Source organism: Rheinheimera texasensis, assembly GCF_964031785.1.
In the GTDB taxonomy this organism is placed as follows: domain Bacteria; phylum Pseudomonadota; class Gammaproteobacteria; order Enterobacterales; family Alteromonadaceae; genus Pararheinheimera; species Pararheinheimera texasensis_A.
The window spans coordinates 1-22031 of the sequence record NZ_CAXIRE010000010.1 but is presented as its reverse complement, the minus strand read 5'-3'; the positions used below and the strand labels follow the sequence as shown (position 1 = coordinate 22031).

The window sequence follows — 22031 nt, the reverse complement described above, 5'->3', positions numbered from 1 at the left end:
TATGCTGCAATGTAAGGCTTGGAGCGGTAGTTCAGTCGGTTAGAATACCGGCCTGTCACGCCGGGGGTCGCGGGTTCGAGTCCCGTCCGCTCCGCCAATTTTCGATGCTTCTTCGGAGCGGTAGTTCAGTCGGTTAGAATACCGGCCTGTCACGCCGGGGGTCGCGGGTTCGAGTCCCGTCCGCTCCGCCACTTGCATCGAAACGCTTTTCCTGTCCGGAGCGGTAGTTCAGTCGGTTAGAATACCGGCCTGTCACGCCGGGGGTCGCGGGTTCGAGTCCCGTCCGCTCCGCCACTTCAGGAAAGCAAACTCTGAGCAATGCTCACTCCAGCGCGGAGCGGTAGTTCAGTCGGTTAGAATACCGGCCTGTCACGCCGGGGGTCGCGGGTTCGAGTCCCGTCCGCTCCGCCACTTTACTGAGCTGAACATCAGTAAAACATCAACCAGCCAAGTGCTGGTTTTTTTGTGCCTGCGATTTGGTCGATTCATTCCAGCCGTCTGACGACGGCGGTTCAGTCGGTTACTGTCCATTAAGAGCATGGCCGGCCTGTCACGCCGGGGGTCGCGGGTTCGAGTTCCGTCCGCTCCGCCACTTTACTGAGCTGAACATCAGTAAAACATCAACCAGCCAAGTGCTGGTTTTTTTGTGCCTGCGATTTGGTCGCGCTCATCATAATCAATCCAATACTGTGCAGCTTCATATTGGCCGCTTTCAACCAGGTCTGTCTGTCGCAGTGGCTGAGTCCGGGCCATGCTGCGTCTGTGCTTCAGATCACTGGCCAATCCTGTTGCGACCCACAGCCGCAGTTTGCCTGCTTTAGGCCCTGATACTCGCAGGGGTGTGCACTGGCATAACCTTTGCCCGTCTTGCCTGCCACTAGTCATAGCGCCGTTTATCGGGCAGGGATCTCAGATGTCTTTTTTTTCGCCTCAAAATTCAGTTGTCAGCCATAACTTAACTGGAATCAGTCATCACCAGACTGCCGGTGATGGGCAGAACAGCATGTCGTTGCGCCAGCTTTGTCAGTTGTCGCCTGCTGCTGTGGCGCCACAGCAGCGTCTGGCAGTGATGCGGGCGGCACGGCTGGTTCTTGCCGATTCGCAGTCAGAGCTATCCGGCGCAGATGCAAACAAACTGGCAGCCCTGGCACATCATCTGTGCGACTGGCCGCTATTGCTGCAAATGCAGGCGCGCGGATTGTGGCGGCCAGCAGTGGCTGAACAGCTGCTGCCGGCGCTTCAGCTGGGGCAGTTCGAACAGGCGTTACACAAAGTGGAACAGCTCGTATCCAGTGGCGTGAGCACAGACTGGCTGCGGCCGGTGCAGCAAGCATTGTTACAAGAGCTGCGACAACAGCCTTATCCGCAAGCGGTGCTGCAACAGGGATCGGTCAGTCTGACACCACTGCGGTTTCATCATGTGGCTGATTTTATCTGGCAATATGCCGACCCCAGTATCGGCCAGCTGTGTAATCTGCCGGTGTTTCAGTCGGCTGAACACTGGATGACCTGGTTGTATCTGTGTCAGCAGGAGTCGGCACGCCATCTGTTTGCGGTGATGCATACTGATTATGGTTTTATCGGTTCGGTCAGTTTGCAGGTATTTGATGGCGTAGGTTTTTTTTACTATTGGCTCGGCGCAGATTTTCAGGGCCAGGGTTTTGGTCCCATCGCAGTCCATCTGTTGCTACAGCTTGGCCAGCAGCATCTGGGTATGTCTTGTTGCTATGCCAAAGTGTTTGAATACAACCTGATCTCGAACAAAGCTATCAGTAAACTGGGATTTCAGCGGCTTGCGCTGCGGGCTTTGCCGCCGTCGGAGGCGGAGGTGTTTTATTATCGGGGGAATGAAAAAACCAGCGCTGAGCACTATAAGCACTTAGGCTGGTTATTGAATGCACTTAATTCTGGTATTTTATTGTCGGAATGACGCAAGTTGCAAAGATAAATATATTTAGTATCAATGTTTGTCGTTACTGTAAAATATTTTGTAAATGGAATAAAAGCACAGTGGAATCGCTGATCTAAAAAATATTGTTGGAGAGATTGTTTTGAATATGCCGGCAAAATTCCTGCCAACGCCTGTAGGATGTTCGATACTATGCATCATCATACCTAGATTTCCGGCGCTTAATAGTCCATACATTAAAGCCGTTGGGTAATCTCTCTCTGCGATGTAGTTAATCATTTTTATTGAGTCTCCAACAGCACCAAAGGCAGACCCACGACGGCTAATAGTTTCAAATCTATGAAGATTAAAAGCGCCCATTGCTTGAATACGCAAGAATACCTCAATAGCGTAAAAGCTATTTCCGGTCATCATCAAAGAGTTTTCGCGGGTGAGTCCATTTTTTCGGATATCAATGCCATAATATGTCAACCCACTGATTGCCGAAAGTCCGGCGAACTGAAATGATTTAATATATGCGTAGCTGTGAATTCCTACCCAAAAATTGGATGGGTGGATCGGTAGCTTGTTAGAGTGTTTTATTTTTTCAACAACATGCTGTAACGGTGTGTGTGGCATGATGCTATATGGATAAAGAAATCTTCCCATCAATTCCATATTTGAAATGCAAGATTCGATCACTGTATGTATTGCTAGATTGACCTGGCTACTTTTCTTGAAAAAATATTTAGATGGATATTCATTTTTATCGCTGCCATTGCTCATTATATATTCCCTGCCTTCAGTTGGCTGATCAAAAGCATACAGCTATATTGCTTTTAATTTGGTTGTCTGATTTATACAGCGGTTAATTTTACCTTAGTCAAACTCCGCCGTACTGGGATCTGCTGGTAGTACTGCTGATCCTTCGTATAGACACTGACAATGGCAGTCATACTCAGCGTCTTATAATCGGTCATGCATTTATCTTCGGGTTCGACACTATAAGATTTAATACCCTCAGCAAGGACCGGGAACAGATAGCCATATACTTCTGTGGTTGAGAAATCGTACTTTGCATCTGGTTCTTTTTTGCTCAGTGCTTTGCAGAGCTCTGCGGCTAAGCTGCCCTCAGTCCCTACGACTGCTGAGAGATAGCCGTTTTGCACCATATTTGCAGAAAATGCTAGGTGCATATCGTCGATACTCTCAAAGGTGTAATGTGATTTTGCTGCACTGCCATTGCTGGTCACATACAGCTTCAGCGTAGCGGGATCTTCAATGGTTAAACTGTTGAGATACGCTACAATTTGCGTGGCCGTCATACTTTGATTAAAGCTATTGTAGAGAACCGGTATGCCGGCACTGCCTAAACCACAAATAAATAATGTACAGTCCTTTCCCTGTAGAGGCGTTGGGACCTTTGGATTCTTTAGAAAGCTGGAAACATCTGATTGCATTCTATTTAGTATGGCCAGAGAAATGCTGTAGTACATATCACTGCTCATTAATTCCAGTTCCATTTTTTCGACTGAACTGTCATCGATCGACAGTTTGCTGATCAACATGTCCTGAAACAGCAATGCTTCATTACTGTTTGCAAATATTGGCTGTATCCATTCCCGTTCTTTTGGCTTCTCTGATGTAATAACCGCGCGGGTGAAATTGGCGCCAAATACGTTGTCATAAAGAACTGACATATCACCAAGGGGGTTGCACATGTATTTTTTCATTTCCTGCTCCATGGTCTGGTGTGTTGTTAAATGATTTTGGGTGAATGGTGTTATTCAAAATGTGGGCCATTTCTATATGGCTGATATTTTTGTTTTATGTGATTCTGCAATTTCATTGTATTCATGAGCTTATCAAAAAATTTTTATGGATTTTCTTAATTGTCTCTGTCCGGTATGAATATGATTATTTGTCAAAGCGCATGCTGATGGTCATGTTCGTCCATTGTTCTATGCCTTTTTGGATGATTTAGTCTGCTGTCGTTTCAATCGCGGCATTGAAATAGTGACAAATTCAAAAAAAATAAAGATGAATTCAAAAGCGGTACATGTTGCTGTGCTGCTAGCATCATTTTCATTTGGACATGGAGAGCCCTGAGTGAATGCTGCAAATGATTTGACTGCGATGTATTCGGAGGTATTGCCGGGTGTCATCAGCCAGAATAAAGCAATGAAAACCCTGGCGGCCTATCTGGCGAAAATTGCGCTCAGTGACGCAGCGGTGTTCCTGCATGGCGAAACCGGCACTGGCAAAGATCTGATAGCTCAGGCTATTCATCAGAAAAGTGGCCGCCTGGGCCGTCTGGTCAGTGTGAACTGCGGGGCCATTCCGGAAAATTTATTTGAATCTTTGTTTTTCGGTCACGAAAAAGGTGCTTTCACCGGCGCCGACAAAAAACAGCAAGGCTTTTTTTACCAGGCCAATTACGGCACTTTGTTTCTGGATGAAATCGCCGAACTGCCGCTGGTGCACCAGGCCAAGTTGCTGCGTGTGCTGGAAAGTCGCCAGTTCAGCCGGATTGGCAGCAGTGAAACCGAGGCTTTTACCGGGCGCATTATCAGTGCGTCTCATGTCAATCTGGCCGAGCTGGTGCAGCAGCGGCTGTTCCGCGAAGATTTGTGGTATCGCATCAATTTGTTTGAGATCACAGTGCCGTCGTTACAACAACGCCGGGATGATATTCCGCTGCTGGCGCAGTACTTTGCCCGGCTGACCAATCGCATCCGTCTGAGTAGCTGCGCACTGAAATTGCTGCAGTTTGCCGACTGGCCCGGCAATATCCGCCAGCTGAAAAATTGTGTCGACAAGCTGGCGGTGCTGGCCGACGGGCCAGAAGTGACGGCGCAGAGCATTCAGCAACTGGCCATGTGTGACGAACACGTTGACTGGGCGGTGCGGGTGGCGCAGGAAATTATCGAAATGCCGGTCGGTAACAAGCTGAAAACTATTCACGATGCATTGATAGCCCAGGCGGTTGAACGCAGTAACGGCAATAAAACCGAAGCCGCCCGGCTGCTGGGGGTGCACCGCAAAGTGATTGAACGCCGGCTGGCGCAAATTCAGACCAACAGCACGGCCGCGCACGAGATCATGATATGAGCCAGACCGGACAACCGTTGCCGCCGGATGAAGCGGCGCGTCAGCAGCTGTTGCAGCTGAAGGCGAATTCCAGTCAGCAACTGGCACTACTGGTGCAGGCGCAGCAACAAAAACTCAGTGAGATGGTGCAGCAGTTGCAAAATCAGCAAGTGTCGATGGCTGTTGCGACGGCAACGTTACCGGCAGTAACGCCTGACAGCACCACGTCTGGCCGGACTGAGCACAACAGCGCAGCGCTGGCGGGTGTGCTGCGTCTGCAACAGGATAAGTTCGGAGATCTGGATCTGCTGCTGCAACGGATCAAAGCAGCGTCACCTGGCGCGACGGCTGCAGCGGAGTCATTGCAGGGAGGAGAGCAAGGAGGAGAGCAGGATGACAGATCCCGTGTTATTTGAGGCGGTGAAGACTGCTGACGGTGCTTACCAGTGTCTGCCGATCAGCGCCAGTCGCTTTATCTCGGACGATCCGGCACCGGCTGAACCGGTGCAGCAGGCCTTTTTTATCGACAGCAACCTGATGCAGGCCGTGCTGCCGGATTGGGCTGCTGAAGCGCAGGCTGTTTTTTTGCAAAGTCTGCACAGCAACGCACTGGGTGGGCATACCGCATATTTTTTGCAGGTCCAGGCCCGGTTTGAACAGATGCGTCAATCGTTGCAGCAACAGCTGGACGAATTCAGCCGTTTTGGTTAAGCGGAGTCTGAATATGACGGTATCTGTGTCGGCAATTGCTCAAGCTACTCTGCAGTTTGAGGCTGATGAACTGCAGGCGTTTCGCGCTTTTATAAACGTCAGTAAGGCATTAAAAGGCGCCGTGCAAACGCAGCAGGAGCAGGCTGCCAGCACTTTTGCGCAAATGCAGGCAGCGCTGGATGGCCTGCAGCAACCGGTCGCCGCCAACGGGCAGGCCCTGATCAGCGTGTTGTTAGCTGATGCTGCTTATCTCAGTGCACTGCAGGCGATAACGCTGTTACCGGCTGATCTGAACCAGCCAGCGGTCGCACAGGCCCATATGCAGAGATTTTTACAACAGGTGGATACAACCATGGCGCATCAGGTTCAGAGTGCAGCTGAGGCAGGGAGTACAACAGCATGAGCGCAGGCAATGATGCAGGCAATTCAGCGCAGCAATTGATCCAGCCGTCAGTGAATCAGTCCATTGCGCTGGCGGTGCAAAGTGCGGTCGATTTGATGCGTAATCTGAATACCATCGAGACGACGGTGATCGGCGTCGCCTCAGCCAGCTGGCTGGCTAACCCGGAAATGACCGCGTACAAGGATATTATCGAAAACGCCACCAAAACCATCACTTTTGCCGTCGAAAACCTGGCCAAAGTGGGTACTGTTGGCGAAGGCGTGCTGACGGATCTGAAAGCAGATTAAACCAACGGCTGCCGGCAACGCAGCCTTTCATCAAGGATAAGCGATGACACAAATGGATCAGGCTGCGGCGCAAAGCGTCGCGTTAGTGAATGCACTGACCGTCGGTATGGCACCGGCCATGGCGATGGGCAGTCAATATCAGCAACTGGTGTATAGCCAGGGGTTGGCTGCGCTGAATCAGGTGTTTGGCCAGCAGCAGGCCAATATCAGCCATCAGGCGAGTGCAGTGGCTGCTGTGTTGCATAGCTGGCGCTGACATCCCATGCAGCCGGATAAAACTACCCGCGAAGTGGCCGCACAAACCATCGCCAGCGGTCAGGATTTATTGCAACAAGTGCAGGCACTGTTTGATTTGCCGCAGCTGCCGCCTGTTGCGATGGCCTTCCCGGCGGTGATCAGCGCCAGTGGTGTGGTGTTGCCGTCTCAGGCCGGGTCAGACATTGACCTGCTGTTTGCGCAGCAAGAGCAGTTGTTCGCCGGTGCCGGGCTCGCCGCGGAGCATAACTTTGCCCAGAACAATGCACAGACTGCTGCAGCGGACACTGCAGTGACACCTCAGCCAGACCCCGCGCCGGCAATTCCGGAAACAACGGTCGAATCTGCCGAATTGCAGGCCATCCGCCAGCTGTATGCCAGCGACTGAACAGGCTCCACACCGGCAAGCTTGCACTGGCCGGCACTGCGGTTAACATGAGCCTGCTGACATCACAAAGCCTGTTGCCCAAAACCCGTCTGGAGCATGATTTACAGCTGAGCCTTGGCAACCGTGTGGTAGGGCAGGTCGCATTGTTGCAACAACAGCGGCCGCGTATTTACCGGGATATGCTAAGTGACTGGCTGACACCCTATCAACCGGCGTTCTCTGCCGGGACTCAAACCCCCATATCTCCATCACCTGCGCCCTCTTCGGCGTTGTTACCGGCTGATTTGCCCTGTTACTGGCAACAGCTAATCCTGCCGGATAGCGCCATCTGCGCTGAACTGGTGCTGATGCGCCGTGACCACATCCTGTATCTCAGTTATCTGAATATCCTGCCGGCCGATTTTGGTTTGTTCAGCCCGCTGTGGCCACAGCAGGCGATGCAATACGTCAATGCGCTGATTGCTGAAACGCTGGACGACATCGTTGCTTTAGGCCGGGAGCAGCAAGATGTCGCTATAGTCAGCACGCTGGTCAATCCGAATCTGGCAGCGATGTTTGTCCATCAACAGTTTCAACAAACGAGTGGCGGCAACCGGATTGTCGGTTTGCCGCTGCCTGCGCGTTACGTCCGGTCACTTGCGGCAGTGCCGGCGCGCTGACTGCCGGATAGTCGGGGTAGTCGGATCAGACCGCCGGAATTCACAAAATGGATGAAATGGGCCGCATGATGCGGGTCATTGCTTGCTGTACTTCGAAATATTTTGATAGAAAACACATATAAAACAGCTAATTACATTTCATTGCTGCGATATTTTTCACTGGCACAGCCCATGCAATCTTCAGACAGAGTCCATGAACACGGATTCGAAACAATGTACTAGCGGTCTATAACCCATGGAGAAAGATTATGTCGAGTGCACAACTTGTAAATGGCGCGGTCGTCGACTCTGTCACTATTACCAATACAAAAGTTCTGGCTGAAGCCCCGGCAATGGCGATGGGCAGTTTGTATCAGACTATCGGCAATTCTGTTGCCATGGCGGCGGCTAATGCGGTCTATGCCCAGCAACAGGCCAACGTGGTGTATCAGGCGTCGACCACGCTTGGCGTGACCAAGTTATTCTCACAAAACTCGTAACCACCTGGTGGTTTTACGTTCGTCAATTGGGAGATTAGGTTATGTCACAACCCAACGCAGTGAACGGCGCCGTTATTGATGCGGTTGCCGGCTCGAACGCCTCGGTCGGTGCTGTCGCTCCGGCGATGGCCATGGGCAGTTTGTATCAGACGATTGGCAATTCTGTGGCGATGGCAGCGGCAAATGCCGTCTATGCCCAGCAACAGGGCTGGGTCACCTTTCAGTCGGCCGGCACCTTAGGCATCACTAAATTGTTCAGTCAGAACAAATAATTCAGCAGGATCCAACCAGCAGTAACCAAATCAACTCATTTCAGGAGAAGTTTATATGTCAAATGCTCCAGCTCAGCCAACAGCGGTGAACGGCGCTGTGGTCGATTCGATTGTCACCACCAATACCAAAGTGCTGGCCGAAGCGCCGGCGATGGCGATGGGCAGTTTGTACCAGACCATTGGCAATTCAGTAGCAATGGCCGCGGCGAATGCCGTGTACGCACAGCAGCAGGCGAATGTCGGTTATCAGGCCGCCAGCACGCTGGGTGTGACCAAACTGTTCGCAGACAACAAATAACCAATTTTTCAGTGTAAAAGGAGAACACTATGAGTAGCACATCTCAACCTACAGCCGTCAATGGCGCCATTGTTGATGCGGTCACTATTGCCAACACCAAAGTTCTGGCTGAAGCACCGGCCATGGCAATGGGCAGTTTGTATCAGACTATTGGCAATTCAGTGGCGATGGCGGCGGCGAATGCGGTATATGCGCAACAGCAGGCCAATGTGGCCTACCAGGCCGCCACCACACTGGGTGTCACCAAGTTGTTTGCCCAGAACAAATAATCAAAGCGGCACTCTGTGAAAAGCGCCCGGGCCGGGCGTTTTTCCGGAGGCATTGTCCAGACCTGCTGCGGCATTGGGGTCTGGCGGATGACCATCAGACAGGAAGCTATTATGTCCGAAACTAACTACATCAAGAGCTCAATGGATATCAATGACGAAGTACAAAGCCAGAGTAATGAAACCTTGCAGACGTTGTCACTCGGAGCGCTGGTGAATGCCACGTCACTGACGATGCTGAACAATACGTCCAACCAGTATGCGTCCCAGACTTTGGCCAATTCGGCTATGGTCCAGGTTTGCAACAAAATTCTGAGCTCGTAGGCCGGGCCGGAACTGTGTATTCATCGACCATTTCAGGAGTCTGCTATGCCCCCGACACCTCAGGCCACCGAGATTTTAAGCAGTCTGAAAGCATCCTTTGATCAGACGGTTAACCCGGTACAGGCGCAATGGTCGCTTGATTTCAGCCGGCAGCAAAATCAGTTATCACTGACTGTACAGCTGGGGCCAGCCGAAGCGCTGCCGGCTGGCAGTGCTCTGCAAAGCAGCATCGATATCGATGGCCTGAACGCATTGCTTGAGTTTCTGACCCAGGTCAAGATCCAGCTGGGTAATCCGGGTTGAAGATGTGAAGTACGCCGCCTTGTCACTAACCAATGAGGAACAGCTATGAATGATAAACAAAATCAAACGCCGCCAAGTTCGAAGCTGGGTCTGACTGCGGAAGAAGCCGCCGGCGCCTCTATTGCACAGTCCATCGCACTGGCGGCGCAAAACGAAGTGGATGCCTACCGCAATCAGAATACGGTGAACATGGTTGCCATGGGCGTCGCCTATGCCAAATGGCTGCAAAATCCAATGTTGAGTAAGCAATACAGCGAACTGGTCAATTCGACCCGGCTGAGCATGGGAGAGCAGGAATCCGACACCATCAAAGCTTTTGCCGCTGGCAGCGAACCCAAACCCCGTGGGCCGCTATTTGGTTACGCCGCAGCGGATGAGAAGCCAGAACCGGCACCGGCAGCGAGCGCCCATTCGCCCGCAGCCGGTGCTGCAGTGCATTCACTGGCCGGGAAGGTGTTTAACTATTTTTTATCGCCACCGGCCAAGCCGGAGCAATCTTAACCTCCGCCGTCCGGCAAACCGCCGGCTGGTCCGGTTGGCGCCGTGCCGGTTATTGCCTGTGTGCGCTCATAGCAGCGGGCGCCTGTCTTAGCATCGTCAGCTTAATCACTTTGTTGCTGCAGTGTATTTAACAGATGCCGCATCACACTGCTTTTCGCCGCCGCCCGTTGCTGTTGCTGCGCCGCGTCCGACAACAGCGTTTTAGTGAGCGCTGATAAATCAATCGCCTGCTTGGTGGCGGCGACCGCATCATCCGGCGACAGCTGAGCTAACCAGGCGGCGGGCTGCCAGTACCAGCCAAAGCGGTCAAACACGGCAATCTGATCATCGGCCGGCATCATAGCCCCTGTTACAGAAGCAACGCGGGTAAAACGATATCCGCTGTAGCATTGCCAGCGGATGTTGTAACTGAGGTTGGCAGTACAGTATTGTCGGCCGGAGCTTCGCTGTCAGCAGAATCGATGCGGTGGTGACTGCCTGTCTCTACAGCAACCGGCGTGCAACACGGCAGCTGCAGCAGCGGAAAGCGCTGTAGTAAGTGCTGATACAACAGTTGGTGCCAGTGGATCAGCCGGCTGAGGTTGTCGATTTGCCGGGTCCGTGCCTGGTATTCCTGTTGATAATCAAACCAGTGCTCGGCGTCTGCCGGCAGCGGACAGCTGTACAGCAAATCAAAAAGTCCACTTTGAGTGTCCGGGTACAATTCAGCGATTTGCTCAGCCTGGCGCAGCTGGATGAGCTCTGGCAGTAACTGCCAGCGTTCACTGAACAGAAACAGTTGCTGCATCTGTGCACCAAACGCGGCAAGCCGGGCAGGACACAGCGGTTTGTGTTGATAGGGGTTATCGGCGGCAAAGGCCAGCGTGTGCTGAAGCAATGCATTGAGCTGCAGAAAGTCAGCGGTATTGGCAGTGTTGAGTTGCATTTTCAGTTCCTGCTAATCATAACGGTTGTAAGGAAGCGCATGGGCTGTGACGGCCGGTGCTGTGGCGCCTTCCTGTTTCGCATCCGGTTTTGCGTGACAACCGGCAGACTCCGTCATGACCGGTTGTGCCAGCCCGCGAGTCTCGCTGTGATGATTCAGGTTGCGATAAAACTGGCAAACCTGGTTAAACAGTTGCTGGCACGCCAGCTGTTGGGCCTGGTCGCCGCCAAGCCCGGCCAGCGTTTGCAAAATCGGGTCGAATTCAGCGGTTAAGCGCTGGACCAAACGGCTGGAACAGGCGTCGCCGTGACTCTGCGCACACAATAAACTGGCCTGCTTTAACCAGTGCAGCAGCAAGTCTGCCGTTGCTGCGCTGGCATTGCTTTGCCGGATCAGGCTGATCAGCAGGATCGGGTCTGTTTGCATCTCAATCTCCGTTACCAGCACAGTATTTTGCGCCGTAAAAATCAGAGCTGAAGCCAAATACGTGCCAATTGATTGGAGTGGTGGACTGTCACGGCACTGCCGGCAAACCCGGTGCATCGCCGCCAAACCGGCATAGCCTAAAGGGCGGGGTAGGTGCCGGCGAGTGGTCCGAACCGGCCAGTTGTGGGCACACCATGGCCCATACTGACCGCCGCTGTTGGTTGCTTCAGGCATCATTGCAGTCCTGACGGATTTGTTTTGGGCTTTGCTTAAACAGATTTTTAAATGAAGTGGAAAAATTAGCCTGAAGCGGGTATCCCAGCCGGGCCGAGATTTCCTGGATACTTAAATTGGTATCCACCAGCAGCTGACGGGCCTTGTGCATCCGCTGCAAACGCAACCAGGCTGAGACGCCCATATTCAGTTCCTGCTTAAAGGCTTTGGATAAACTGTTGCGGTTGGTATTCATCGCTTTACTGATCGAACTCAGCGTCAGTGGCTGGGCCAGGTGTTGTTCTATGTAACGACAGGTCCGCTCGACCAGCGCTTTGTGTTTACGACTCTGCGGCGACGTTTTGTCTGCAATCACAGACTGCGATGATCGTGACAATAAAATCTTTTGATAGACCTGCATAAACTGTTCAACCGACGCCTGTTGCAAAGGCCCGGTTAAGCGGAAAGTGTGACTGTACAGATGCACGATTGCCGATGCCTGGTTACATTCAGCCAGCTGCTGCTGAGCCAGCATAAAGCTGCTTTCGTCTTCAAAGATAAATACAGCCATTTTTTTTGGCACTGTGTAATTCAAAATCCTGCAAACTGTCCGCAAATTCACATTGATAGTCGGTTGTCAGTATCTGCCACAGCGGATTCAATGGTGATCGGTGATTTGAAATAAAGACCAGAGTTAAACTGTTATTCTGCATTGCGGTTTCCCTTTTTTTTAATGGTTTATTGTATTTGGTTTAAAAATAAGATATTAAAATGTCTTATTTTGGTTGTTTTTGTTAAGTGAAAATGAAAGGTGCCCACATAATTTTTTGGGGCATGTTTGTTGTGTTGCACAGGTTCTGAAACAAAAAGATATGGGTTCAGCGGTGCTGTTGCCGGGCAATTGTTGGCAAGCGGGGCTGCATAGTGCTTTATATTTTTGTGATGAAGATTTGATATATTTTTTTAAGCAGCTAGGGCGTGTTGACGTTTGGTGTTTGTTTTTGCAGCTGTTTTGCAGCTTTTTATGCAAGGCAGTGCGAGAGCCGTGTAGTGATTCTACACAAACGAGCACTAACGCCGCAGAAAGAGCTGCCAAACGCTGCCCTACGGGTTCGTTTGGTGGCGTTTTGGGCTTTGTCACTCGTTGCTCACATAGAATCACTATGCCACGCGCCTCGTTTCGCGCCGAAAACGCCACCAACTCGAACAAAACTTAATCACCAAACGTCAGCACGCCCTAGTGCTGTTGATTATTTTATGTCGTGTGCTGGTGTAAAAATGGACGGCGTTTGTTGATAAACTGAGATGTCGGACGTGGGCACAGTCCGGCGCTGGCCGTTCGCGATAGTGGTCGGGTTATCGCAAAATTCCTTGTCCGAAGTCAGTTTCTCCAACCCAAAACTTTGCTATGTTTAGCAACAGGTTATATATCCTTAGTCTGGTCAGTTCAGAATCAGCAGCATAGCCACGCGGAGGGCTCATGAGCAGTTTATTATCCAGTGTCGATCAAAGAACCAATATGGTCGGGAAAAACCGGCTGGAGTTGTTGTTATTCCGGCTCAATTCCGCGCAATTGTTCGGCATTAACGTGTTTAAAGTACGGGAAGTGCTGATTTGCCCGGAATTGTCAGCCTTGCCGGGGGCGCATTCACATGTACGTGGTATTGCGCATTTGCGTGGTGAGCCGGTGACAGTGATTGATTTGAGTCAGGCGACCGGCGGTAAACCAATCACGGATTTATCCACCGCTTATATTCTGGTCACCGAATACAACCGCAATACTCAGGGTTTTTTAGTCGCCGGTGTTGATCGCATTGTCAGCAGCAGCTGGGAGCAAATCCATCCGGCGCCGCAAGGGGCGGGTAAAGCGCATTATGTGACGGCGGTGACTGAAGTCGATAAAAAGCTGGTGCAAATCCTCGATGTCGAGAAAGTCTTTAATGAAATTTCACCAGCCGATGAAACTGTCAGTGAATCGGTCAAAGAAAAATCCAAAGACGTTGATTTTAAAAACCTGGTGGTGCTGGTGGCTGATGATTCGGCAGTGGCGCGTAATCAGGTGAAACGCGCTTTATCGGCGATTGGTGTTGAAATTCAGACCGTCAACGACGGTCGCTCTGCGCTGAACTGGCTGAAAAATCTGGCTGATGAAATTGGCGGCGATATTTCGCACAAAATGCCGTTACTGATCTCGGATATCGAAATGCCGGAAATGGATGGTTATACCTTAACCGCCGAAGTCAAAGCTGACGAGCGGCTGCGTAATATCCACATAGTTCTGCACTCCAGTTTAAGTGGTGTGTTTAACCAGGCGATGATTGAAAAAGTCGGTGCCGACCAGTTTATCGCCAAATTCCATCCCGATGAGCTGGTGTCTGCGGTGCAAAGGTGGATGTCGGATCGCGCGCCACAGGCCTGATTTTGCTGTATCCAGCAATCAAAGCAGCAACAAAAACAGCGCCAACCGGCGCTGTTTTGCTATCCAAGTGGGGGGGAAAGAGGTTAGATAAACAGCGAATCCCGCTGTACAGTTACCGGCAAACTGCCGTCACTGTAGCGCCAGATCCCCCGGCTCATTACGGCGCGCACTGCCAGCGTCTCTTTATCCAGCAGCACCAAATCCGCGTCCTTACCAACGGCGATTTCACCTTTATGTTGCAGTTTCAGTACCCGCGCCGGGTTGGTGGTAGCGACGCTGAGCGCCAATGGCAGCGGCACGCCTAAGTGCACGGCGGCAACCACTTCTTCCAGTAAACTGGCGATGCGGCCAATACCGAGGCCAATAAACTGCTGCTGGTCGTCGAATAATGGCAAAGACGCATTGGCATCAGACGAAAAGGTAATGCGACTGCAATCGAGCCCCAGTTGCCAGGCCTGCTGCAGCGCTTTAGCGCACTGCACTTCGCCGCTGGCCAGTTCCTGCGGTGTGGTGCTGGTGGTGAAGTCAATCCAGCCGCCGGCGTTTAACATGGCAAAACCTTGTTCCACCAGCTGTTGATTGCGGTTCATATGGGTCGGATAAAACTGCGTCAGCGGAATATCGCTGCCGGCGGCGACATCGAGCAACAAGGACACGCCCGCCGCCGCAGGCCCGACATGCACACTGACGATGCCGGCTTTGCCGGACAGCATGCCGCCCACCCGGGCCTCCGCCGCCAGCTTTTTCAACTCGTCCGGCGTTGGCTGCGAGCTGCGGTGATCGGCAATGGCGACTTCACCGACACCGATAAACTTGTCAATCAGCAGCAAATCTTCGCTGATAGTCGGAAACAAAGTGCGTACTGGAATTTGATAAGAACCGGTGTGGCAATAACAGTTCAGACCTTCTTCGGTCAGCGCATGGGCTTTGGCCAATAAGTTGGTTAGCGTGCGGGTGATGCTGTCAGTGCCGAGCACCCCGACCAGCGTGGTGACGCCGCTGGCAAAGGCATCATCGGCATTCAGTTCCGGTGTGCGGGTGCGAAAGCCGCCTTCACCACCGCCACCAATAATATGGGCCAGTGAATCGACCAGGCCCGGCACCAGATAGCAGCCGGCGGCGTTGATGCGCTGTACCAGGTCACCCTGAATGTTGATGGCACCAGACACTGCACTGATACGTTGGCCTGCAACCAGCACCTGTTGCTGGCCCAGCGCCTGTGGGCTGAAAACTTCTGCATGTTCAATCAGCGTGATCATAAATACCTTCTTTTAAAATCCTGTCCAGACGGCAATCGCCATCGCGCTGATACTCATCAGTGTCAGCAGTAACCATAACGACCACATGGCTTTGAGCCAGCGGCTGAATTCAACGCCGGCAATGGCCAGCGTGCCCATCAGTGCGGGGGAGGTTGGATAAAACAAATGGGCCAGACCGTCGCCAAGCTGGAACGCCAGCACTGCGGTCTGGCGCGACACGCCGACTAAATCGGATAAAGGCGCCATCAGCGGCATCGTCAGCGCGGCCTGGCCGGAGCCGGAGGTGACGAGGAAGTTAAACGCACTCTGAAACACCAGCATGCCCTGCGCTGCGACCATCGAGCTATGGCCATCAATAGTGCTGGCAGCGTGCTGCAAAATGGTGTTGATGACGGAGGGTTTGGCCGGATCTGTGCCACCGAGCAGCAATAAAATGCCCTGCGCGATACCGACCACCATGGCGGCTGGCAACAACTGCGCGGCGCCGCTTTTAAAGGCGTCGACATACTCATTGGTGCGGCCTTGCTGCGGTAAAAACAGCCGGGCTAATAACGCAGACACACAACCAATCACCAGAAACTGGCTGGCAATTTCACGCAGATAATAACCTTGGGTCACGACACCCCAGACCAGCCAGACCATGCCAGCAGCGAAACACAACACAATCAGCAAATGCGGCCAGGCAAACTTCTGCTCCAGCGCAAAAGGCTGTCCTGGCGCAGCGCCTTGCTGGGTTTTGCGTAGCCGTTCGGCGCGGCTCATCATCCAGATGATATAAATCAATGTGAAGACCAGCCACATCACCATGCGAAACCCGGCGCCGGACAACGGCGGCAAACCGGCAATACTCTGGGCTATGGCGACAGAGAACGGGTTCATCCAGGAAGTGGCAAAACCGACCTGAGTGGCTCCGTAGGTCAAAAGCACCCCTGTGATGGCGTCATAACCGAGCAAGCGCACCAGCGGCACCAGAAACACCGCAAAGGCCATCGCTTCTTCGCCCATGCCAAACACAGCGCCGCCTAACGAGAAAAACAGCGCCATCACTGGTAATAACAAGCGTGCTTTGTGCTGCAGCCGGTTTATGAGCCACTTCAGCATTTCGTCGATAGCGCCGGTGCGCAGTACGATGCCAAAACTGCCACCGACCAGCAGGATAAACACCACCACACCAATGGCGGAGCCGGAGCGGCTGCCGGAGGTCATGCCGTCAAAAAAAGCGCTGAAAAAGCCGGTTTGCTCACCGGCGGTAAAAATCGGCGCTAATGAGGCTTCGCCAACCGCCTGATAACTACCGGCCTGCAGCAGATGACGGCCGGTTTCGGCATCCAGTCGGGTTTCAAATTGGCCCGGCGCGAGCAGGGCGGTCAACAATAAAGCGAGCAATAATACGCCGCCGACAATCAGCAGGGTATCGGGCATTTGCCAGCCGCGGCTGGCATTGGTGGCGGGAGTAGGTGTGTGCATCTGGCTATCCTTGAGTGCGGTTTAGCTGCAGACTAAGCGGCTGCGCCAGATAATGCCAGCGGCCGTCGCTGCGCTGACAAGCTTCCACCTTGCCGGCTGCACCCAGTTGCCAGCGTACACTAAGGCCTGGTTGGCTCAGCGGCGCATAAGCTTCGTTGTCCACTTTGGCTGCATCGGTTGCAGGTGGCACGCCGCAGGACAGTTGGCCCTGATACTTCACGACAGCGCCGGCACCTGTACCCGATAGCTGCTGCCAGTGCAAAACGTCACCGGGCAGCAGGCGGCTGACTTTCAGCTGCGTGAGCTTAGATTCCGGCGCATTGAGGCGGCCTTGGGCGGCTGTGCGGTCTATCACCCAAACGCCGCCACTGCCCAGCACTTCCAGCTCGGCGTCCTGGCCATTGCCGTCTTTGTCTGGGGCAAAACGGGCGCGCAGTACTGTGGCTTCATCAACGCCAAAACCAGCCGGCGCTTTGGCCTCCTGCACCAGTGTCAATAACCGGCCTTCGCGGTTACGTTCGCGAAAATGGGTATCGGCGATGCCGAGGCTGAATAACTGCAGCCCGCCTTGTGGCCGGTAGGTCAGTTGTTCGTCGGCCAGTGGCTTGCCGCAGCTTTGGCTTAAACGGCACAGTGGCGCGTCAATATCATGCGCCAGCGCACCAAACTGCAACGCGTGGGCACTGCGCCCGCCGCTGATCATCGCGATATCACCAAGCGGCCGGCCCGATTGCACGGCATTGCCGGCACTGGAACCACCCAGTGGCACAGCTTCAAAACGCACGCGCTGCAGCAGGCGTTTGGTCAATGCCCGCCACTTGCCGTCTGGCCCGGTCAAGGCTCTTAATGTTAATGACTGATCGCCGCCGTTGATAAACACCGCATCGGCGCGTTCAATCAATTCGGCCATGGCTTTGGGATCAGCACAGAGTTTTTGCTGCTGTGCGGCAAGCTCGGGATAACGTTCAGCGCGGCGCAGCTGACCTGAGTGTTTCAGCCGGCCTGCCTCAATGGCTTTGCAATCCCACGGTTGGTTTTGCTGGCTCAGCGCCGGTTCCAGCGGTAACCAGTCGACGTCTGCACCGGCGGCACTGAACAGCTGCTGGTAATAATCGACCCATTCATAAGGGTTGTAAGACGAGGCGGTGATAAGCAGCAGCCGCGGTTTTTGGCTGGCCGGGGTTTGTGGACTGCGCAGCTGACGGCGCTGTTGCGCTGACGTGACAAAAGCCTGAAACAAATGCTGGGTCACGGCATAAGTACCGGGCCAATACACCGCCATCCGCGCCGTGCTGCCGTCCGGGCGCTGCGGCCGGACTTCACAGCTGTCTTCGATGACACTGTATTCGTCACCGCTGAGCCGATGCTGTGCGCTGAATGTATCCAAAGCGGCGCTGGTCAGGAGTTGGTCCTGCTGACTGCGCAGCGCTTGCAAAATGCTGGCACGGCGGGTCTCGCTGTCACCGGCCACAGGCCAGTGCGGCAGTTGCTGCAACAGTTGCAGGCTGTTTTTATCACAACGATAGCTTTTGCCGGTTTGCGCCTGGCGGGCGGCGAAATAAGCCTGTGCTGCCTGCAGCTGCGAAGCTTCACAATATTCAGGTTCAACGCTGGAACAAATTCGTTCACCACCACCAAATAACCATAATTCTTTGCCGGGCAACGGCGGTGTGGCGGCCAGTGCAGATGTGCTGAACCACAACGTCAACGCCACAGTGACCGGCGTACGCAGCTTAAAAGGAACTAACATGAAAACTCCGGGGAAAAAGACCGGCCTCTGCTAAGGCAACAAAATGCGGAGGCCGGTGCTTGTTAAACTCGGGCACTGGAACGGGGCTATCTCAGCGCCGTTACAGTGCGCCGCACAGTCGCCGACTTAAAACGAATAACGCGCCGTCAGACGCACCGAGCGTGGCGTCTGATAGTTCAGATCGTTGCGGAAGTTCGGGTTTTGACCGCTGTCATCAATCTGAACATCGCCTTTTTCAACATATTCCGTCACTTGTTGACTGTTCAGCAGGTTATACACCTGCAGTTGCAGCTTGAGGCCAGGTACTTTGCCCGGCTGATAAGTCAGACCAGCGTCTAAGGTGTAAGTCCATGGCGTGCGGCCAAACTGACCGCGTTGGGTCAGCTCCTGCTCGCCGGCTGCGTTTCGGCAATATAAAGTCGAGGCGGAATATCGCTCAAACACTTCATACTCCGGGTCGTCGACGTCAAATGGGGTATAGCCGAAGCAGCTGACGGGCCGGCCGGATTGCACCGCCAGATTGGCAGACACTTCCAGCTCATCAGTCAGCGCATAACCGCCGAATACCTTAAAGCTGTGGCGGCGGTCATTCGACAGATAGCCGTCGGTGCCATCGACAAACACTTTATGGTCGAAGTCGTTGGTGAGGCCCGGCGACTCGGCTTCCAGATAACTGTTGACCAGACCTTCGGCATTGCCTTGGCTATAAGCCAGCGTATAACTGCCTTGCAAATACCAGCCGTCCGCGCGGCTGCGTTCGAAGAAAAACTCCAGCGCTTTATAAGTGCGTTTGTATTCTTCCAGTTGCAGATAGTCGTTGGAGACCGTGACACGTTTCAGTTCGCCATCGCCGGCAACATCCATATCCATCTGCAGGTCACGGCCCGGATTGACGATAATACAGGTCGCCAGGGTGTCGGCGTCGAAATCGTCATAGCCCTGATCGGCGGCGAAGTCGATAAAGGCCTGCCGGCCACAATAATCGTCGACGCCGTTTTTCACTTCCCGTGCTATGGCTTTGACGCCACCGGTCCAGCCGTCAAACAACTCACGCTGGTAACCGATAATCAGTTCGTCCTGCAACATCGGTTCTAAATCGGCCGAGGCGACAGTAGCGGGATCCGGCGAGGTGTTGCGGCCGCTGGTTAGGGTGTTGCCGAGTTTTTGCCCGAGCTGGCGCGGAGCCTGAGTCACAGGGTCGACGGTACCGTCATACAAATAATATTCGGTGGTGACATATTGCCAGTTCGATGCCCGCACGTTGGTGTTGGCGGCAATCGGAATAAAATAACGGCCAGCGTTGGCAAAGACTTTGGCGCTGCCGTCTGAATTGACATCCCAGGCAAAGCCTAAACGGGGTGCCAGCATATCTTTGGCATCAACAAAGGACACGCCATCGCCGTTGAGGTTATCAAAAGATTCGTTACGCAAACCGGCGTACAGCATCACGTCTTCCGTGACATAAAAACTGTCTTCGAGGTAAATCGCATCGTTTTTTACTTCGTAGCTGCCAGACGGTGAACTACGCGTGCGTTTACGCACTACATTGGCATTTGGCGCGACGTTCACGCCGTTCCAGCGGTCAGCAAACGGCAGTGGCGTATAGATCCGATAGAACACGCCGCCGGAGTATTCAGCACCGGCCCGCACTGAGGTGAAGGTTTCACTGTCGTAACCAAAGCGGATGGTATGGGCGTCCAGCGCCCATTCTCCGTCAATGCGCAGCGCTTTGCGCTCGTCGGTGTTAGGGCCAAAACCCGCGACGCGGACGTCAATTTCGTTCCAGCAACCAACGTCAATAATATCGTCGGTATCCTGATTGTAAATGTCGACCAGCGGGCATTCGTTGCCCGGCAGCGGGTCTGGTGTGACATAAGCGGCGTCAGTTTTCAGATAACCATACATCACACCCAAGTTAAAATTGTCAGTCAGCTGGCCGGTGTATTTACCGATGACAATATTACCGCCATCGCGCTCCTGATACTGTGTGCGCAAATTGCCATGCTGGCCGGTGTAAAACTGTTTTTCCGGATTGCGGTATAAGGTGTAGTCGGTTTTATTGACATTGCGGATACCGGTCAGCTCAAAGATATGACTGTCGGTGATATACCAGTCCAGTTTCAGTAAACCATTCGGGCTGTTGTTGTCAGTCGCGGTGCTGTTGTCAGATTCGAAATAGTCGCCGCTTTGTTTTTTGCCTTCGACCAGACCATAGATAAACAATTTATCCTGAATAATAGCGCCGCCACCGCCAACGCTGTACACCAGCTTGTCTTCTTCATCGGCTGAGCGGTAAGCCGAATAATAGCTGTTTTGTCCTTCCGCAATGCCCGGCACTTTACTGACGACATTTTTACCGTGAGCGGCGAGGCTCGCCGGGTCCCACACCACTGAGCTGGTAAATTCCCAGTCATTGGTACCGCGTTTGGTGACTATGTTGATGACACCACCCAAAGCACGGCCATATTCAGCGCCGTAACCGCCGGTTTTCACCTGCTGTTCGCCGATGGCATCAAAAGGCACTTTGCCATAAGACAAAAAGGTACGGGCGTTAGTCACGTCAAAGCCGTTGATGTAATAGCCGTTTTCTGCAACAGAGGCACCACCGAACGACGCCAGGTTGCCAAAGCCACTGTCGCCGCGCACTGTGCCAGGTGCCAGTAAAGCCACATCGCTGATGTCACGGCCAACCGGCAGCATTTCCAGCTGCTCGGCGCTAAACACGGTGCTGGATTCGACCGATGACGTATCGATTGGATTAATAGCGCGGCCTTGTACCGCGATGCGTTCAATATCGCCATCGGCGAAACTGACCGGCGTACCGGTACCGAGCGACACTGTCACTTCACGGGCGATGCCGGCATTTTCCACTTTATAACGGCCGCCCGGTAACTGACTGAATTGGAAGCGGCCGTTCTGGTCGACCAGGATTTGCCGTTTTAAGCCGGTGTCGAGGTTTTGTACTGTGACTGTGCTGCCTTTGGCGGCCTGGCCAAAAATCGAGCCGACGGACAAGTCTGCTTGTGCTGCGGGGGCCAGAGCCAGCGCGACCAGCGAGGCCAGAGCGGTTTTTTTCAGGATGTTCAAACTGTTGCGTTGCATAGGATCTCCAGCGTTGTGCTTGTCTGTGGCCGCCTTAATCTGTATTCGTGTGCCGTCCGCACTGCGCAAAAAGTCCGGTCCGGGGCGAGCCAACTTTGATATTAGAGCTGAGTCCCCGGAACAGAAATATCCAGTTAGGGATAGGGCAAAGCGCTCAGGCACCGCCTGTGCGCAATTTCCTATTGCTTAAGGAATAGGCAAGCTGGCGGCTTGCCTCAGACTGGTGCAGTGAGCGGCCCGGCGGGCTCTAGAGCACCATATAGTTTAAAAAAGCGGCAGCAGCGATAAGCAGAATGGCCGCAGGCAAGGCAGATTTTTGAAGCTTTAGTGGTTCTAAAGCGAGAAA

27 protein-coding genes and 4 tRNA genes are annotated in these 22031 nt (G+C 53.3%); 21 read left to right on the top strand and 10 right to left on the bottom strand.

What is annotated here, in order from left to right:
- The first annotated feature begins 20 nt into the window (after positions 1-20).
- The 5 genes from ABNT34_RS02380 to ABNT34_RS02360 all read left to right on the top strand — a co-directional run bounded on the left by ABNT34_RS02380 (position 21) and on the right by ABNT34_RS02360 (position 1930).
- A tRNA-Asp gene (locus tag ABNT34_RS02380) sits at positions 21-97 on the top strand.
- 17 nt (positions 98-114) lie between these two features.
- A tRNA-Asp gene (locus tag ABNT34_RS02375) sits at positions 115-191 on the top strand.
- 26 nt (positions 192-217) lie between these two features.
- A tRNA-Asp gene (locus tag ABNT34_RS02370) sits at positions 218-294 on the top strand.
- Between the two features lie 40 nt (positions 295-334).
- Positions 335-411, top strand: a tRNA-Asp gene (locus ABNT34_RS02365).
- Positions 412-1003: 592 nt separating this feature from the next.
- Positions 1004-1930, top strand: coding sequence for a GNAT family N-acetyltransferase (locus ABNT34_RS02360; RefSeq protein ID WP_348728475.1), 927 nt, complete (start codon positions 1004-1006; stop codon positions 1928-1930).
- Positions 1931-1960: 30 nt separating this feature from the next.
- Here the strand turns inward: ABNT34_RS02360 and ABNT34_RS02355 are convergent, their stop codons facing one another.
- Positions 1961-2674: a hypothetical protein gene (locus tag ABNT34_RS02355; protein ID WP_348728473.1), complete on the bottom strand. Its 714-nt coding sequence runs from the start codon at positions 2672-2674 to the stop codon at positions 1961-1963.
- Between the two features lie 71 nt (positions 2675-2745).
- Complete coding sequence (locus ABNT34_RS02350) at positions 2746-3621, bottom strand: hypothetical protein (protein WP_348728471.1); 876 nt, start codon at positions 3619-3621, stop codon at positions 2746-2748.
- A 376-nt stretch (positions 3622-3997) separates the two neighbouring features.
- Here ABNT34_RS02350 and ABNT34_RS02345 point away from each other — a divergent pair, with 376 nt between their 5' ends.
- From ABNT34_RS02345 to ABNT34_RS02275, 15 genes are all read left to right on the top strand, one after another.
- Complete coding sequence (locus ABNT34_RS02345; protein ID WP_348728469.1) at positions 3998-4999, top strand: sigma-54 dependent transcriptional regulator; 1002 nt, start codon at positions 3998-4000, stop codon at positions 4997-4999.
- A complete protein-coding gene (locus ABNT34_RS02340) occupies positions 4996-5394 on the top strand; it encodes a hypothetical protein (protein ID WP_348728467.1) in 399 nt (132 codons plus the stop codon). The genes ABNT34_RS02345 and ABNT34_RS02340 overlap by 4 nt, the downstream gene beginning before the upstream one ends.
- On the top strand, positions 5372-5689 hold the full coding sequence (locus tag ABNT34_RS02335; protein WP_348728465.1) for a hypothetical protein: 318 nt from the start codon (positions 5372-5374) through the stop codon (positions 5687-5689). Before ABNT34_RS02340 ends, ABNT34_RS02335 begins: the two co-directional genes overlap by 23 nt.
- A 13-nt stretch (positions 5690-5702) precedes the next feature.
- Positions 5703-6092, top strand: coding sequence for a hypothetical protein (locus ABNT34_RS02330; protein ID WP_348728464.1), 390 nt, complete (start codon positions 5703-5705; stop codon positions 6090-6092).
- Positions 6089-6379: a hypothetical protein gene (locus ABNT34_RS02325; protein WP_348728462.1), complete on the top strand. Its 291-nt coding sequence runs from the start codon at positions 6089-6091 to the stop codon at positions 6377-6379. Before ABNT34_RS02330 ends, ABNT34_RS02325 begins: the two co-directional genes overlap by 4 nt.
- A gap of 43 nt (positions 6380-6422) precedes the next feature.
- Positions 6423-6635, top strand: a complete 213-nt coding sequence (locus ABNT34_RS02320; RefSeq protein WP_348728460.1) for a RebB family R body protein — start codon at positions 6423-6425, stop codon at positions 6633-6635.
- Positions 6636-6641: 6 nt separating this feature from the next.
- Positions 6642-7022, top strand: a complete 381-nt coding sequence (locus ABNT34_RS02315) for a hypothetical protein (protein WP_348728458.1) — start codon at positions 6642-6644, stop codon at positions 7020-7022.
- Between the two features lie 47 nt (positions 7023-7069).
- Complete coding sequence (locus ABNT34_RS02310; protein ID WP_348728456.1) at positions 7070-7681, top strand: hypothetical protein; 612 nt, start codon at positions 7070-7072, stop codon at positions 7679-7681.
- A gap of 248 nt (positions 7682-7929) precedes the next feature.
- Positions 7930-8160 carry a RebB family R body protein gene (locus ABNT34_RS02305; protein WP_208932444.1) on the top strand — a complete coding sequence of 77 codons (231 nt, stop codon included), beginning with the start codon at positions 7930-7932 and terminating at the stop codon, positions 8158-8160.
- Positions 8161-8201: 41 nt separating this feature from the next.
- On the top strand, positions 8202-8432 hold the full coding sequence (locus tag ABNT34_RS02300) for a RebB family R body protein (protein ID WP_348728453.1): 231 nt from the start codon (positions 8202-8204) through the stop codon (positions 8430-8432).
- Between the two features lie 55 nt (positions 8433-8487).
- Positions 8488-8730 carry a RebB family R body protein gene (locus tag ABNT34_RS02295; RefSeq protein ID WP_348728451.1) on the top strand — a complete coding sequence of 81 codons (243 nt, stop codon included), beginning with the start codon at positions 8488-8490 and terminating at the stop codon, positions 8728-8730.
- A 29-nt stretch (positions 8731-8759) separates the two neighbouring features.
- Positions 8760-8999 carry a RebB family R body protein gene (locus ABNT34_RS02290; RefSeq protein WP_348728449.1) on the top strand — a complete coding sequence of 80 codons (240 nt, stop codon included), beginning with the start codon at positions 8760-8762 and terminating at the stop codon, positions 8997-8999.
- A 111-nt stretch (positions 9000-9110) separates the two neighbouring features.
- Positions 9111-9320, top strand: coding sequence for a hypothetical protein (locus ABNT34_RS02285; RefSeq protein ID WP_348728447.1), 210 nt, complete (start codon positions 9111-9113; stop codon positions 9318-9320).
- Positions 9321-9365: 45 nt separating this feature from the next.
- Entirely contained in the window at positions 9366-9623 is a 258-nt protein-coding gene (locus ABNT34_RS02280; RefSeq protein ID WP_348728445.1) for a hypothetical protein, read from the top strand.
- Between the two features lie 45 nt (positions 9624-9668).
- Positions 9669-10124, top strand: a complete 456-nt coding sequence (locus ABNT34_RS02275; RefSeq protein ID WP_348728443.1) for a hypothetical protein — start codon at positions 9669-9671, stop codon at positions 10122-10124.
- A gap of 101 nt (positions 10125-10225) precedes the next feature.
- Here the strand turns inward: ABNT34_RS02275 and ABNT34_RS02270 are convergent, their stop codons facing one another.
- The 4 genes from ABNT34_RS02270 to ABNT34_RS02255 form a co-directional block, all read right to left on the bottom strand.
- Entirely contained in the window at positions 10226-10462 is a 237-nt protein-coding gene (locus ABNT34_RS02270) for a hypothetical protein (protein WP_348728441.1), read from the bottom strand.
- 11 nt (positions 10463-10473) lie between these two features.
- Complete coding sequence (locus ABNT34_RS02265) at positions 10474-11049, bottom strand: hypothetical protein (RefSeq protein ID WP_348728439.1); 576 nt, start codon at positions 11047-11049, stop codon at positions 10474-10476.
- 12 nt (positions 11050-11061) lie between these two features.
- The gene (locus tag ABNT34_RS02260) at positions 11062-11475 is read right to left on the bottom strand and encodes a hypothetical protein (protein WP_348728437.1); all 414 of its coding nucleotides are present in this window, start codon (positions 11473-11475) and stop codon (positions 11062-11064) included.
- A 226-nt stretch (positions 11476-11701) separates the two neighbouring features.
- Positions 11702-12259: an AraC family transcriptional regulator gene (locus ABNT34_RS02255; protein ID WP_348728435.1), complete on the bottom strand. Its 558-nt coding sequence runs from the start codon at positions 12257-12259 to the stop codon at positions 11702-11704.
- A gap of 909 nt (positions 12260-13168) precedes the next feature.
- Between ABNT34_RS02255 and ABNT34_RS02250 the strand changes: the two genes are divergently transcribed.
- Positions 13169-14107: a chemotaxis protein CheV gene (locus tag ABNT34_RS02250; RefSeq protein ID WP_348728433.1), complete on the top strand. Its 939-nt coding sequence runs from the start codon at positions 13169-13171 to the stop codon at positions 14105-14107.
- Between the two features lie 83 nt (positions 14108-14190).
- Here the strand turns inward: ABNT34_RS02250 and iadA are convergent, their stop codons facing one another.
- From iadA to ABNT34_RS02230, 4 genes are all read right to left on the bottom strand, one after another.
- Positions 14191-15366: a beta-aspartyl-peptidase gene (gene iadA, locus ABNT34_RS02245; RefSeq protein WP_348728431.1), complete on the bottom strand. Its 1176-nt coding sequence runs from the start codon at positions 15364-15366 to the stop codon at positions 14191-14193.
- 12 nt (positions 15367-15378) lie between these two features.
- Complete coding sequence (gene yfcC, locus ABNT34_RS02240) at positions 15379-16833, bottom strand: putative basic amino acid antiporter YfcC (protein WP_348728429.1); 1455 nt, start codon at positions 16831-16833, stop codon at positions 15379-15381.
- Between the two features lie 4 nt (positions 16834-16837).
- Entirely contained in the window at positions 16838-18583 is a 1746-nt protein-coding gene (locus ABNT34_RS02235) for a cyanophycinase (RefSeq protein ID WP_348728427.1), read from the bottom strand.
- A gap of 126 nt (positions 18584-18709) precedes the next feature.
- On the bottom strand, positions 18710-21685 hold the full coding sequence (locus tag ABNT34_RS02230) for a hypothetical protein (protein WP_348728425.1): 2976 nt from the start codon (positions 21683-21685) through the stop codon (positions 18710-18712).
- Positions 21686-22031 lie beyond the last annotated feature (346 nt).